Raw genomic sequence first — 13,007 nt, forward strand, 5'->3', positions numbered from 1 at the left:
CACATTACTTGTTGACCATGCCCGGCTTGGTAGCCAGCGTGGCAACCGAACCCACCACCAGCATCACTGCCAGCATGTACATGCCGGTGGCGTTGTTGTGGGTCAGGTCCTTCAGGTAGCCGATCAGGTAGGGGCTGACGAAGCCGGCCAGGTTGCCCACCGAGTTGATGGCAGCAATACCGACGGCCGCCGCAGCACCCGACAGGAAGGCGGTCGGCAGCGACCAGAACAACGGTGCGCAGGTCAGAACGCCAGCCGCGGCCAGCGACAGCGAAGCGATCGAGATCGCGGTGTTGTCGGCAAACAGGGCCGCACCCACGAAGCCCACGCCACCCATCAGGGCCGGGATCACCAGGTGCCAGCGGCGCTCACGCATGCGGTCGGCGCTGCGGCCGATCAGGTTCATGGCGATGATGGCGCAGCCAAACGGAATGGCCGACAGCAGGCCGATTTCCAGGTTGCCCTTCACGCCGGTGGCCTTGACCAGGGTCGGCATCCACAACGTCAGGCCGTATTGACCCATGACGAAGGAGAAGTAGATCAGGCACATCAGCCAGACACGCGCATCCTTGATGATGGCGCCGAAGCCGTGCTTGCTTTCCTTGCCCTTGGCATCGCCGTCGATATCGGCTTGCAGGCTGGCCTTCTCTTCGTCGGAGAGCCACTTGGCGCTCTTGACGTCGTTGTCCAGGTACATCACCGTGGCCACGCCGATCAGGACTGCCGGAATGGCTTCGATCAGGAACATCCACTGCCAGCCTTCCAGGCCGCCATTGTTGTGGAACGCATCCATGATCCAGCCCGACAGTGGGTTGCCCAGGATGCCGGCCACCGGAATGCCGGACATGAAGACCGCGATCACCTTGGCACGGCGGTGCGAAGGGAACCAGTAGGTCAGGTACAGGATGATGCCGGGATAGAAACCGGCTTCGGCCAGGCCCAGCAGGAAGCGCAGGACGTAGAACTGGGTGGCGTTCTGCACGAACATGAAGGCCGCCGAGAGGATGCCCCAGGTGATCATGATGCGGGCGATCCAGATGCGCGCGCCGACCTTGTGCATCAGGATGTTGCTGGGCACTTCAAAGAGGAAGTAGCCGATGAAGAACAGGCCAGCGCCCAGACCGAAGACGGTCTCGGAAAAACCCAGGTCCTGCGACATCTGCAGCTTGGCAAAGCCGACGTTGACGCGATCCAGATAAGCGATCACGTAGCACAGCATCAGGAACGGCATGATGCGCCAGAAGACTTTCTTGTACAGTCCGTCCTTGGATTTGTCGTTGACGTCGAGTCCGACGCCGGAAGTGCTTGCGGTGGTCATGGTGTTACATCTCCCTAAGAGTGTCGCGGCTGTCTATGCACGGCCGCTGGTTGCTTGGTGCCCGTGGTCTGACGGGCAATTTATGGATTCAATCGGACCCGCGTGCCGTCCCTTGGGGAACGGCACGCAGGCCGGCATTGATTGGCCGGTCTTGTGCCGGCTTGGCTGCTGCTCACACCCACCACCTTCCGTTGGGCGCAAGCGGGGCACGGCGGTGCCGAAATCGGCCGCCATGACGCGTTGTTGCTATGGGTTGCTGAAGCTGCCTGAGCGCTACCGTTACTGCTACCAGCGCGCCTTGAAGGTGTCGCGCAAGTCCTGCAGCGCGGGCTCTTCCAGCGGCGTGGCACGGCCACCGGCCAGGTGCCACAGCTTGGCGGTTTCTTCCAGTTCTTCCAGGGCAAAGGCGGCCTTGGAGACCGAGCTTTCCCACACCACCGGACCGAGCCGCTCCAGCAGCACGCCACGCACTTGCGTGGCGATCTTCGCCACCTGCTCGGCCACTTCCGGCGCACCCGGACGGGCATAGCGGATCAGCGGGATGTGGCCGACCTTCATCACGTAATACGGGGTGATGGGCGGCAAGACATCCTGCTCGCTGTAGACGCCATTGAGGGTCAGCGACACCAGATGCGTGGAGTGCGTATGCACCACCGCATGCATCTCGGGGTTGTTGTCGTAGATGGCGCGATGCAGGACCAGGGTCTTGGACGGCTTGTCGCCCGAGACCCATTCGCCGGCCGCATTGACCTTGGCGATGGCCGCCGGATCGAGGAAACCGAGGCAGGCATCGGTCGGCGTGATCAGCCAGCCGTCATCCAGGCGCGCGCTGATGTTGCCGGCCGAACCGACGGTATAGCCGCGCTGGTACAGCGAGGCACCGATGCGGCAAATCTCTTCGCGCAGCGCGCTTTCGTTGGTATTGCGGCTCATGCCGTCTTCCCGTCGAGATAACGCAATGCCTTCTCGAAGAAATCGACGCTGCCGAAATTGCCCGACTTCAGGGCCAGCGCAACCGGTTGCTCATCCAGGGTGGCAGTGGCCGGTACGCCCGGATCGATCTGCGGGCCGATGCGCAGCGCACGCACATCCAGCGCCTGCACCACCGCACCGGAGGTCTCGCCACCGGCCACCACGAACTGGCGCACGCCACGTTGCTTCAGGCCAGCGGCGATCGCTGCCAGCGCCTGCTCGACCAGGTGACCGGCCTTGGCCACGCCCAGTTCTTTCTGCACGGCCTTGACTTCATCGGGGGTAGCCGTCGCGTAGATCAACACCGGCTCGTTCTTGATGCGTTCATCGGCAAAGGCCAGCGCCTGGGCCACCACGTCTTCGCCACGGGCCAGGGCCAGCGGGTCGATGCGGAAGGCGGGACGCTTGGCCTTCCATTCAGCCACTTGCGCATTGGTCGCCTTGGAGGCGGAACCGGCCAGCACTACCGACAGGCCATCGACCTTGGGCAGTTGCGCGGCTTCACCAGCAGCAGTGAGCAGGCCGGCGCGGCGGAAGTTCTCGGGCAGGCCCAGGGCCACGCCGGAACCACCGGTAATGAGCTTGAGTTCAGCGCAGGCTTCGCCCAGCGTGAACAGGTCCTTGTCGGAGACCGCATCGGCGATGGCCATCTTGACGCCGTCGGCGCGCAGGGCGGTGAAGCGCTCCTGGGTGGCGGCCGCGCCGCGTGCCACGGTGTCGTAGCGCACCAGGCCGACCTTGGATTCGGTCTGGCGCTGCAGGACACGCACCAGGTTGGCATCGGTCATCGGGGTCAGCGGATGGTTTTCCATGCCCGATTCATTCAACAGCGCATCGGCCACGAACAGGTAGCCGCGATAGATGGTGCGGCCGTTTTCCGGGAAGGCCGGGCAGGCGATGGTGAAGTCCTCGCCCAGTTCCTTCATCAGCGCATCGGTCACCGGACCGATGTTGCCTTCATCGGTGGAATCGAAAGTGGAGCAGTACTTGAAGAAGAACTGCGTGCAGCCCTGCTGCTGCAGCCAGCGCAGTGCGGCCAGCGATTGTTCGATGGCTTCGGCAGCGGGAATGGTGCGCGACTTCAGTGCGATCACCAGCGCGTCGGCCGCCACGGCCGGCATTTCGCTGGGCACGCCGATGGTCTGCACGGTGCGCATGCCGCCGCGCACCAGCATGTTGGCCAGGTCGGTGGCGCCGGTGAAATCGTCGGCGATACAACCGAGCAAGGGACGGGATGTGGACATGAAAACTCCTCGAATCAGATGCAGGGACGACGCTGGATTACTTGGCCTTGGCCGGCGGCAGGTCGATGCCGGGGAAGATCTTGATGACGGCCGAATCATCCTCGCCGCCATGGCCGGCGGTGGACGCCATCATGAACATCTGGTGCGCAGCAGCCGACAGCGGCAGCGGGAATTTGCTGCGGCGGGCGGTATCGAGCACCAGGCCCAGGTCCTTGACGAAGATGTCCACGGCCGACAGCGGGGTGTAGTCACCATTGAGGATGTGCGGCACGCGGTTTTCGAACATCCACGAATTGCCGGCGCTGTGGGTGATGACGTCATACAGCGCATCCGGATTGACGCCTTCGCGCAGGCCCAGGGCCATGGCTTCAGCGGAGGCAGCGATGTGTACGCCCGCCAGCAGCTGGTTGATGATCTTGACCTTGGAGCCGATGCCGTGGGTGTCGCCCAGGCGATAGACCTTGCCGGCCATGCCGGCCAGCACGTCTTCGATCTTGGCGTAGACCTCGGCGGGGCCCGAAGTCATCATGGTCATCTCGCCGGAAGCGGCGCGTGCGGCACCACCGGAGACCGGTGCGTCCAGCAGCAGCAGGTCCTTCTCGGCCAGGCGCTTGCCCAGTTCGACGGCGAAGTCGGGCGCGACAGTCGCGCTGGAGATGACGACGCTGCCCGGCTTCATGGCGGAGACGGCACCGTTCTCACCGAAGAGCACCATCTCGGTCTGGGCGGCATTGACCACCAGGGTGATGACCACATCGACTTTCGCGGCCAGCTCGGCCGGATTGGCACAGGCCACGCCACCGGCGGCGGCGAACTTGTCCAGGACTTCCTTGCGCACGTCGCAGGCATGCACGTTGAAACCGGCACGCAACAGCGAGCTGGCCACGCCATAACCCATGGCACCCAAACCGATCACACCTACATTCTTGGACATAATTGCCTCCGCATTGATGACGCCGCTGCCGCTCTCGACGGGCAGGACATTGCGCCGGGTTGATGATGCAACGCCGGCCAAGGCCGGCGTCAGAATTTGAAATTTCGTAAAACTTATAAATCGTTTAAATCGTTTAAAACATTCAAATCATTTGCTGCCATTCAAGCCGGGACACCCTGTTCAGGACTGTCCCTGGCTCAAGCGCCGTGCCGCGTTGAACATGTGGGTCTGGGCGGCATTGCGGGCCGCCATTTCATCACCGGCGCGAATGGCTGCGACGATGGCCTCATGTTCTTCGCGCACCTGGCGCGAGAAATCCTCATAGCGCGCTTCATTGCCACGCGTCACCGCCGTGGCCGCTTCCAGATACTGGGACAGGAACTCCAGCGTCTTGATGAAGTACGGATTGCGCGTGGCCTGCGCCAGTGCGCGATGGAAGGCCACATCGGCGGCCACGCCATCACCGCCTGCAGCCACATCGACCCCGATCTGCACCAGGGCCGCGTCAATGGCCTGCAGGTCTTCCGCACTGCGGCGCTTGGCGGCCTGTGCGGCGACTTCGGCCTCGATGGCGCGGCGCAGCTCGACGATCTGCAGCACCGCATCGGGCGAACTGACCTCGGTGTAATCGATGCGCAGCGGCTTGATGCCGGCCTGCTCGGTCACGAACACACCGCTACCCTGGCGCGGCTCGACCACGCCTTCATGCTTCAGGCGCGAAATCGCTTCGCGCACCACCGTGCGGCTCACACCGAACTGCTGCGCCAGCACCGCCTCGGTGGGCAGCTTGCTGCCCCGGGGGAAGGCACCGGCGTCGATGTTTTCCAGCAATTGCCTGGCCACAGTGTCGCTGAGCGCCTGTGCGGGGATCTTCTGAAACATGCTGTCTCGCGGTCGTTATCGTAAGGTTATCCGGTCATCATACAAATTTATTTTGAACGGGGCAATCCGATTTTTTCTCTTTACGCGGAGTAACACCCACTTTTGGCAAACAATATGCGCATTTGGCAGAACTTGGCGTGATATATGCAGCAGTTCGCTCCAGACATCAAGAATACGAATATCTCAGCAAAGGCTGCGCCAGCGGGCCCGGGGCTCTACAATCAGGGCTTTCCTGCCATGGATGTGCCGCATGCCCTACGATCTCTCGGACAAGCTCGTCATTGGAATCTCTTCCCGCGCCCTTTTCGATCTCGAAGTGGAGAACGCCATCTACGACCAGCAGGGCGTGGATGCTTATGCGCAGTACCAGCGCGACCACGAGAATGATCCGCTGCAGCCGGGCACGGCCTTCCCGCTGGTCAAGGCGCTGCTGCAGTTGAATGAGCTGATCCCGGAACGCCGTCTGGTGGAAGTGGTGGTCATCTCGCGCAACACGCCCGACACCGGCCTGCGCGCCTTCAATGCCATTGCCGCCCACAAGCTCGACATCAGCCGCGCGGCCTTCACCGGTGGCGGACCGACTGCGCCTTACCTGCAGGCCTTCAAGATCGACCTGTTCCTCTCGCGCGATACCGGCGACGTGCAGGAAGCCATCGATGCCGGCGTGGCGGCGGCCCAGTTGTATGCCGCGCCACTGGACTACAGTGCGCCGGACAAGCAGATCCGCATTGCCTTTGATGGCGATGCCGTGCTGTTCTCGGCGGAGTCCGAGCGCATCTTTGCGGAGAAGGGATTGGAGGCTTTTGCGAGGCATGAACAGCGCCATCGCAAGAAGGCCATGAAGGAAGGACCGTTTGCCAAATTGCTGCTGGCCTTGTCGGCGATCCAGAAACAGTTTCCGCCCAAGCAGTGCCCGGTGCGCATCGCCATCGTCACGGCGCGCAACAGTCCGGCGCACCAGCGCGTGATCCATACCTTGCGGACCTGGAATGTGACGGTGGATGAAGCCTTCTTCCTGGGCGGGCTGAACAAGGCGGAGGTACTGCAGGCCTTCGGCGCGCACATGTTCTTTGATGATCAGGAAGGACATGTGCAGAAGGCGGCCGTGGTGGTGCCGTCGGGGCGGGTGCCTTACAAAGGCGGGACGCTGGAAAGAACGAGGGTGCCACGAACGCGGGCAGTCAAGGAATGACTGCAGTCTCGATACTCATGAAAAACGGCGCAAATGCGTAGACGCTGCCAAGGCTCAAGCAGCCTCCTCGATCCCAATATCGTGGCTCGGTGGCATCTGGTGGTAGTGACACCGCTATTGATTTTGGCGGGACAGATTCTGGTGAACGAAACCGCAAGTTTCCTCGGCTTTTCAGTCACTGCGCAGCCAGATCCCTTCCGAACCTGGTCACCGGCGCGTGCCGTGCTGACGGGGATCATCTTCGCCCCTTTGGTGGAAACCCTGATCTTTCAATGGGCATGCATAAAGTGTCTGCAAATGCTTCGCTTGAACGCCCCTGTCATCCTGGTCATCTCGGGATTTCTATTTGCATTGGCACATGAATTTGAGGAGCGCTGGCCTGTTGACATGTTCATCGCGGGCCTGGCGTTCTCTTGGGTCTTCCTGGTCGAGACCAGAAGACCGAAGGGTTTTCCGGTGTTAGTCACGGTTTCAGTACACGCCTTATTCAACGCCATGGTCCTGGCGATTTTAGCCTGAACCCAACGACAACATCTCATGGCCCCGAGCCTGCATTGCGAACAAAAGCCCGCGTGGTGAGATACAACACCACCCCGTTGAGCAGGTGCCAGAACATGTGCGTCCCGATGCTGATGCTCGGGCATACCGCCATGTCCATGGAGCGCAACACCAGCGACAGCGTAAATACTCCGGTAGCCAACAGCAGCACCATGGGTTCGGTCCTGCGCATGCGCCAGTGATACACGCCCAGCCCGCCAATGAAGAGCCATGCCGAACCATAGGACGCCACCGAACCATTGAGCCACTGGTCCGGCAAGCGGCCCACACCGTAGGTCACGACAAAGAAGAACACTACCCAGCACATCGTCACGAGCCAATTGCAGCGCGCCACCTTGCGCACATAGAACGCCAGGAACAGCACCTGATACACCGAAATCGGAATGACATCGGCGAACAGGGCCCAGCGCTGCGCAACGGTGTGGAAAAGAAAACTGCCCACGCCGATCACGGCCACCATCAGCGCCAGGATCCGCGACATCACCACGGCGCTGCGCCCCTGAGGCAACGGCAAGCGCCACAGGAAATACGCGGCCAGCAGGAAAGCGAGATTGGAAAGCGCATTGACGGGCTCGGCCCAGAAAGCCGTACTGAGCCGTTCGCAATACAGGTCTACCGGGGCAAGAAGCGATGCGGTCATGGTGTGTGTCACGCTGGTCGTCGCAGATCAAGGGGGAATCGATACCGGCGATCAAATGGCCGCCCGTTCACGATGCAGCCGCCATGATCCGCGAAGCCGCCGAATTTTTCCAGTCGCGCTTCACTGTCCTTGCGTGACCGCGCCGATCACCCTGCCCGGCCGCCCCGCCAGCCAGCCCAGCGCCCCCATCAGCATCGCGCCGCCCGCACACAAGCCCAGCACCAGCGTCCACCCTCCGCTGGCATCATGCAGCCGCCCCATGAGGATGGGCCCGGCGGCCGCCAGCAGATAGCCCACGCTTTGCGCCATCGCCGACAGTGCGGCGGCCTGGGGCGGTGTCGATACGCGCGTACCGACAAAGGCCAGCCCCAGGATCAGTACTGCGCCTGTGCCGAATCCAAACAACGGCACCCAGACGATGGACGCCTGCGGCCACGCAATCAAGCCGATGAGGCTCAGGACAGTCGCAGCCGACATGCTCACCGCCACCGGGCGATGATCGCGCATGCGCGGACCCAGCGGCACCAGCAGCAAGCCCGGCAAGGCCGAGGCCAGTTGCATCAGGCCATGCAGGTTGCCCGCCTCCACCGCACTGTGCCCATTGGCCGCGAGGATGGACGGCAGCCATGCCGTCACCACGTAATACACCAGCGAATTGGTCCCGAGGAAGAAAGTCACCTGCCACGCCAACGGCTGCCGCCACATCGACCCCGCACTTGCAGGCGCCGTGGCCGGGCGCGTATCACGCCGCAATTGCGGCAGCCAGACCAGTACCGTCACCACCGGCAATGCAATGAACGAAGCCAGCGCCCACGCCCAGCCCAGGCCCGCCGCCAGCGGAACGGCACAGACCGAGCCCAGCGCCGACGCACCGCCCATGGTGAGCGCATAGATGGCCGTCATGCGCGTGAGGTCGTCGGGAAAATCGCGCTTGAGCAAGCTGGGCAAGAGCACATTGCCGCCGGCAATCCCGCAGCCGATGACACAGGTCCCGGCCAGCAAGGCCGCCACCGATCCCGAAGAGCGCAGCACGATACCGCCCGCAATCAACAACAAGGCCAGCAGGAGCGTGCGCTCCAGTCCCAGGCTGCGCGCCACGCGGGCCGCCAGCGGCGAGACCAGCGCAAAGCACAGCAGTGGCAAGGTCAGCATCAGCCCGGCCGCACCCGCCGAGAGGGCGAAGGTCTGTTGCAGCAAGCCCATCACCGGCCCCACGGCTGTGACGGGTGCGCGCAAATTGGCGGCAATCAGCAGGATGCCTGCAATGAGCCAGACACTGCGATGAACAGGACGAACGTGAGGGGGATGCGTGGCATGCATGGCGGACGTGTAGATGGGCAAGGATTGATCGAAAGCAGCGAGCGCCCAGCTTAGCCAATCGCTGCCTGCACGTATTTGGCTACAATGCCAGCATATTGCTAAAAACGGTCAACCCTGCCCCCTATGGCCACTCTCTACGCCAGCCTGGTCGAACACGATCCGGACCGCCTCGATGCCGCGGTCACGGCCCTGCGCGTGCATACCAGCCACAGCGAGCGAGAAACACCTTTCCACAGCCATCGCAAGGGCCAGCTGGTGGTGGCCCTGCACGGTGCGGTCACCTGCGAGACGGCCCAGGGCATGTGGATCGTGCCGCCCCAGTCAGCGGTCTGGATTCCGCCGGGCGTGCCGCACAGCAACCGCGTCACGCTGGACGGCCAGCTGTGCTTCCTGTTCATCGCGCCACATGCAGCCAGCATGCCGGACCAGTGCTGCACGCTGGCGCTGTCGCCCCTGCTGGTGCAGATGATCTGCCACCTCGCCGAGCAGCGCCAGGACTACGCCCCGCACGAACGCACCGCACGTCTGGCGTCGGTACTGGTGGAAGAACTGGAACACAGCCAGCGCCACGCCCTGCCCCTGCACCTGCCCGTGCCGCAACATTCGCGGCTGCGTGCGATTGCGCGCCACCTGGCCGAACAACCGGCCGACCGCAGCACGGTGGCCGAATGGGGCCAGCGCCATGCGATGAGCGAACGCAGTTTTGCGCGCTTCGTGCAGGCCGAAACCGGCATGAGCTTCGGCCGCTGGCGGCGGCAGATCCACCTGATGCTGGCCCTGCAATGGCTGGCCTCGGGCAGCTCGGTGCAGCGCGTCTCGCAGGACCTGGGCTATGAATCGGTGAGTGCCTTCATCACCATGTTCCGCAATTCCCTGGGCAAGCCGCCGGCGCGCTACATGGCGCAGCGCCAGGCACCGCTTGCCCGTCCCGCTTCTTCCCCACCGGCCAGTCCGGCGGCCCGCTACTTCCAACCCACACGGAACGCCTCATGGAAACCGAACTGAAACTGCTGCTCGCCCCCGAGCACACCAAGGCCTTCATCCGTCATCCGCTCATCAAGCGTTACGCGCAGGCCGCGCCGCGCATCAAGGACCAGACCGGCACCTACTTCGATACGCCCGAGCTGCTGCTGCGCCAGAACGAAGCCGGGCTGCGGGTGCGCCGGACCGGAAATGAATATATCCAGACCCTCAAGGCAGGCGGCGGCGTCAGTGGCGGCCTGCACCAGCGCAATGAATGGGAGTCGCTGGTGGAAGGTGAACAACCTGACCTGCCGGTGCTGCGCGAGCTGGCGGCCTCCGACGAGGCCTGGGCCAGGAAGGTGTTCTCCGACAAGACCGCCGCGCAGTTGACGCCCATCTTCAGCACCCGCATCCAGCGCATGGTGTGGGACCTGGTATTGCAGGATGGCAGCGAGGTCGAATGCGTGCTCGACCAGGGCACGGTAGAACACGGAGAGCTCAAGGCGGAGGTGTGCGAAATCGAACTGGAACTCAAGCAGGGCGAGGCCAGCGCCCTCTTCGATTTCGCACTGCAACTGCTGCAGGACCTGCCGCTGCGCATCGGCATCCAGAGCAAGGCGCAGCGCGGCTATGGACTGTTCCACCAGGCGGGCCGTGCGCAGCAGGGCATTGCCGCCACCTCCTCGGCCAGCCGCGCCAAGCCGCTGCAGCTAAGCCGCAAGATGCCGGTGGAGCGGGCCTTCCTGGCGGTGGTCAACAATTGCGTGGAGCAGATCCAGGCCAATGACATCGCCGACCAGGACAGCGACGACATCGAACGCCTGCACCAGATGCGCGTGGGCCTGCGCCGCCTGCGCTCGGCCTTTACGCTGTTCGAGCCCGTCATTGCCCTGCCCGCTTCCCTGGCCGCTGAATTCGACTGGGTCTCGCAAGCCATCGGCAATGCACGTGATTGGGATGTGCTGGCCACGCAAACACTGACCACGCTGCCACCGCAGGCCATTGGCGCCATCGACCTGGAACGGGTGCGCCATGCCGCGCTGGTGGAATCCGGCAAGGAACATGCACTGGCGGTGCAGGCCGTGGCCTCGCCGCGCTATACCGCGCTGGTCCTGCAGTTCAGCCGCTGGCTGCTGACCGCGGGCTGGCGCGATGGCCTCGACGAGGCGGGACAGGAAGCCCTCTCGCAAGCGATTTACCGCTACGCGCGGCAAATGCTGCGACGGGATGAAAAGCGCCTCAACAAGCGCGGAGCGCATCTGGAAGAAAACGACCGGGCACGCCACCGTACCCGCATCGCCGCCAAGAAGATGCGCTATGACATCGAGTTCTTCCAGGCGCTGTATGGCGAGAAGAGCAGCCGCCCCTACCTGAAAGCCTTGTCACGCCTGCAGGACCAGCTGGGCCTGCAGAACGACCTGGTGGTGGCCGATGCCCTGCTGCAGCAACTGCAGCAGAAGCAGGTACGCCTGGCCCCGAGCATCGGCTATGCGCGAGGCTTCCTGGCCGGCCAGGTCAAGGATGGCCACGAGCGCATGCATCGCCTGTGGAAAAAATGGAAGGCGCAGGAGTTGCCGCAATGAGTGATGAGTGCCGCAATGAGCGCTGCGCTCATTGCAGCATGAAGGTCTCGTACTCCAGCAGTTCCAGCTTGCGGGTGAGCAGCACGAAACCGGCCAGCACCACCACGAACACCGCCAGCGCAAATCCGAAACCGTAGAAGGTCGGCCCCAGGCGCAGCGACAGCGCGGTCAGGCCGAAGTTGAGCACCACCAGTCCCGCGCACAGGCCCAGCACGATGCGGCGCTTGTCGAGATAGAAGAAGACGTTGAGGATGCCCAGCAGCACCACCTGCAGGCTGGCCGCAATGACGTCGATGTAGAGCAGCGGCAGGTAGAGCGTGGAAATGCCCAGCCACTTCAGGATGGATTCGCCCGTCACCATCAGCAGCAAGGTGGTGATGGCCTGGATCTTGATGATTTCCAGCAGGCCCAGGCGCACCGTTTCCACCATGCCGTTGCGGTGTTTCTCGATGGTTTCCAGCGAGGCGCCGGTGCGCACGGCCTCATAGAAGGCATCGTAGTCCTCGACGAAATCGGTCTCCATGCGCAGCAGGAAAATGGCCATGCCGGGAATGATGGAGAGGTAGGCCAGGAACACCGGCAGGTCATAGATCACCGAGGCGCGCAGCGGGCCGATGATGGCCTGGCTGGTCTCGGGCGTGTACCAGAACATGGCCTTGTCGATCCAGATCGCGGTGTTGTAGAGCAGGCCGATGGCCATGAGCGAGGGATAGAGTTTCTTGCGCTCGTAAAACTCGAAGGAGATGAAACGGTCCGACGGGAAATTGCGCAGGATCAGCGCCATCATCGCCATCAGCAACACCGCCTGGCCGATCACGAAGCCGCCCATCAAACCCTCCAGTCCCAGCGGACGCAACAGCAGCGCCGCCACCACCGTGATGGTGTAGCCCAGTGCATAAATCCAGAAGATGGCCTTGTACTGCTTCATCCCCGACAGGAAGATGGTGGCGATCCAGATGTTGCACATGATGATGAAGGCCGCCAGCAGCAGCAGCCGGTACAGCGCACTCTGCTGCGGAAACAGGAAGGCCACCGCCAGCAGGCCCAGCACGCCGCCCACCAGCGTCACCGACAGCGAGACCGAATGGAAATTGGGCAGGATGGCGTGATTGTCCTTTTCAAACAGGCGGTCCGCCGCAAAGCGCGTCAAGGCCAGCTGGAAGATGCCGGTGAAGATCAGCGACAAGGAAATCACGTAGGTGATGCTGACCTGGAACTGCACGATGGCCAGCTTGGGCATGTTCACCGTATAGCTCACCAGGCCGATGACCAGGATGCCGACGATGGACATGATCCACGGCCCCGAACTGATCAGGGCCGCATAGGAATACGCCTGCATCAGCGAGAGCAGGCTGTCGCGCTTCAATATCTTGCGCAGTTCAAAACCGATACCGGCCATGG

At 63.0% G+C, this 13,007-nt stretch carries 12 protein-coding genes; 4 read left to right on the top strand and 8 right to left on the bottom strand.

What is annotated here, in order from left to right; translation table 11 throughout:
- Positions 1–4: 4 nt before the first annotated feature.
- From ACLRDN_RS21890 to ACLRDN_RS21910, 5 genes are all read right to left on the bottom strand, one after another.
- Entirely contained in the window at positions 5–1,318 is a 1,314-nt protein-coding gene (locus ACLRDN_RS21890) for an MFS transporter (RefSeq protein ID WP_413457984.1), read from the bottom strand.
- A gap of 285 nt (positions 1,319–1,603) precedes the next feature.
- Entirely contained in the window at positions 1,604–2,251 is a 648-nt protein-coding gene (locus tag ACLRDN_RS21895) for an aldolase (RefSeq protein ID WP_413457985.1), read from the bottom strand.
- Positions 2,248–3,534 carry a 3-oxo-tetronate kinase gene (gene otnK, locus ACLRDN_RS21900; RefSeq protein WP_413457986.1) on the bottom strand — a complete coding sequence of 429 codons (1,287 nt, stop codon included), beginning with the start codon at positions 3,532–3,534 and terminating at the stop codon, positions 2,248–2,250. The genes ACLRDN_RS21895 and otnK overlap by 4 nt, the downstream gene beginning before the upstream one ends.
- A gap of 37 nt (positions 3,535–3,571) precedes the next feature.
- On the bottom strand, positions 3,572–4,468 hold the full coding sequence (ltnD, locus tag ACLRDN_RS21905; protein WP_039783726.1) for an L-threonate dehydrogenase: 897 nt from the start codon (positions 4,466–4,468) through the stop codon (positions 3,572–3,574).
- Between the two features lie 180 nt (positions 4,469–4,648).
- Positions 4,649–5,350 carry a FadR/GntR family transcriptional regulator gene (locus tag ACLRDN_RS21910; protein ID WP_413457987.1) on the bottom strand — a complete coding sequence of 234 codons (702 nt, stop codon included), beginning with the start codon at positions 5,348–5,350 and terminating at the stop codon, positions 4,649–4,651.
- A gap of 250 nt (positions 5,351–5,600) precedes the next feature.
- Between ACLRDN_RS21910 and ACLRDN_RS21915 the strand changes: the two genes are divergently transcribed.
- Complete coding sequence (locus ACLRDN_RS21915) at positions 5,601–6,542, top strand: 5'-nucleotidase (RefSeq protein ID WP_413457988.1); 942 nt, start codon at positions 5,601–5,603, stop codon at positions 6,540–6,542.
- A gap of 33 nt (positions 6,543–6,575) precedes the next feature.
- Complete coding sequence (locus tag ACLRDN_RS21920) at positions 6,576–7,061, top strand: type II CAAX prenyl endopeptidase Rce1 family protein (protein ID WP_413457989.1); 486 nt, start codon at positions 6,576–6,578, stop codon at positions 7,059–7,061.
- 16 nt (positions 7,062–7,077) lie between these two features.
- On the opposite strand, the gene ACLRDN_RS21925 is transcribed toward ACLRDN_RS21920, so the two are convergent.
- Both ACLRDN_RS21925 and ACLRDN_RS21930 read right to left on the bottom strand, forming a co-directional pair.
- Positions 7,078–7,740 (bottom strand): ceramidase domain-containing protein, encoded by a 663-nt coding sequence (locus ACLRDN_RS21925; RefSeq protein WP_413457990.1) that lies wholly within the window; start codon positions 7,738–7,740, stop codon positions 7,078–7,080.
- Positions 7,741–7,860: 120 nt separating this feature from the next.
- Positions 7,861–9,060: an MFS transporter gene (locus ACLRDN_RS21930; protein WP_413460434.1), complete on the bottom strand. Its 1,200-nt coding sequence runs from the start codon at positions 9,058–9,060 to the stop codon at positions 7,861–7,863.
- 123 nt (positions 9,061–9,183) lie between these two features.
- On the opposite strand from ACLRDN_RS21930, the gene ACLRDN_RS21935 reads away from it, so the two are divergent.
- Together ACLRDN_RS21935 and ACLRDN_RS21940 are read left to right on the top strand one after the other, a co-directional pair.
- Positions 9,184–10,065, top strand: coding sequence for an AraC family transcriptional regulator (locus tag ACLRDN_RS21935; RefSeq protein ID WP_413457991.1), 882 nt, complete (start codon positions 9,184–9,186; stop codon positions 10,063–10,065).
- Complete coding sequence (locus ACLRDN_RS21940; protein ID WP_413457992.1) at positions 10,050–11,606, top strand: CHAD domain-containing protein; 1,557 nt, start codon at positions 10,050–10,052, stop codon at positions 11,604–11,606. Before ACLRDN_RS21935 ends, ACLRDN_RS21940 begins: the two co-directional genes overlap by 16 nt.
- A gap of 28 nt (positions 11,607–11,634) precedes the next feature.
- On the opposite strand, the gene pelG is transcribed toward ACLRDN_RS21940, so the two are convergent.
- The gene (gene pelG / locus ACLRDN_RS21945; RefSeq protein WP_413457993.1) at positions 11,635–13,005 is read right to left on the bottom strand and encodes an exopolysaccharide Pel transporter PelG; all 1,371 of its coding nucleotides are present in this window, start codon (positions 13,003–13,005) and stop codon (positions 11,635–11,637) included.
- Positions 13,006–13,007: the final 2 nt, after the last annotated feature.

The organism is Herbaspirillum huttiense, from assembly GCF_047300815.1.
Classification (GTDB): domain Bacteria; phylum Pseudomonadota; class Gammaproteobacteria; order Burkholderiales; family Burkholderiaceae_D; genus Herbaspirillum; species Herbaspirillum huttiense_A.

Coding starts and splice junctions, on each gene's coding strand:
- ACLRDN_RS21895 (WP_413457985.1), bottom strand. CDS start 2,251: ATGAGCCGCAATACCAACGAAAGCGCGCTGCGCGAAGAGATTTGCCGC.
- ACLRDN_RS21890 (WP_413457984.1), bottom strand. CDS start 1,318: ATGACCACCGCAAGCACTTCCGGCGTCGGACTCGACGTCAACGACAAA.
- pelG (WP_413457993.1), bottom strand. CDS start 13,005: ATGGCCGGTATCGGTTTTGAACTGCGCAAGATATTGAAGCGCGACAGC.
- ACLRDN_RS21910 (WP_413457987.1), bottom strand. CDS start 5,350: ATGTTTCAGAAGATCCCCGCACAGGCGCTCAGCGACACTGTGGCCAGG.
- ACLRDN_RS21915 (WP_413457988.1), top strand. CDS start 5,601: ATGCCCTACGATCTCTCGGACAAGCTCGTCATTGGAATCTCTTCCCGC.
- ACLRDN_RS21920 (WP_413457989.1), top strand. CDS start 6,576: ATGCGTAGACGCTGCCAAGGCTCAAGCAGCCTCCTCGATCCCAATATC.
- ACLRDN_RS21925 (WP_413457990.1), bottom strand. CDS start 7,740: ATGACCGCATCGCTTCTTGCCCCGGTAGACCTGTATTGCGAACGGCTC.
- ltnD (WP_039783726.1), bottom strand. CDS start 4,468: ATGTCCAAGAATGTAGGTGTGATCGGTTTGGGTGCCATGGGTTATGGC.
- ACLRDN_RS21935 (WP_413457991.1), top strand. CDS start 9,184: ATGGCCACTCTCTACGCCAGCCTGGTCGAACACGATCCGGACCGCCTC.
- ACLRDN_RS21930 (WP_413460434.1), bottom strand. CDS start 9,060: ATGCATGCCACGCATCCCCCTCACGTTCGTCCTGTTCATCGCAGTGTC.
- otnK (WP_413457986.1), bottom strand. CDS start 3,534: ATGTCCACATCCCGTCCCTTGCTCGGTTGTATCGCCGACGATTTCACC.
- ACLRDN_RS21940 (WP_413457992.1), top strand. CDS start 10,050: ATGGAAACCGAACTGAAACTGCTGCTCGCCCCCGAGCACACCAAGGCC.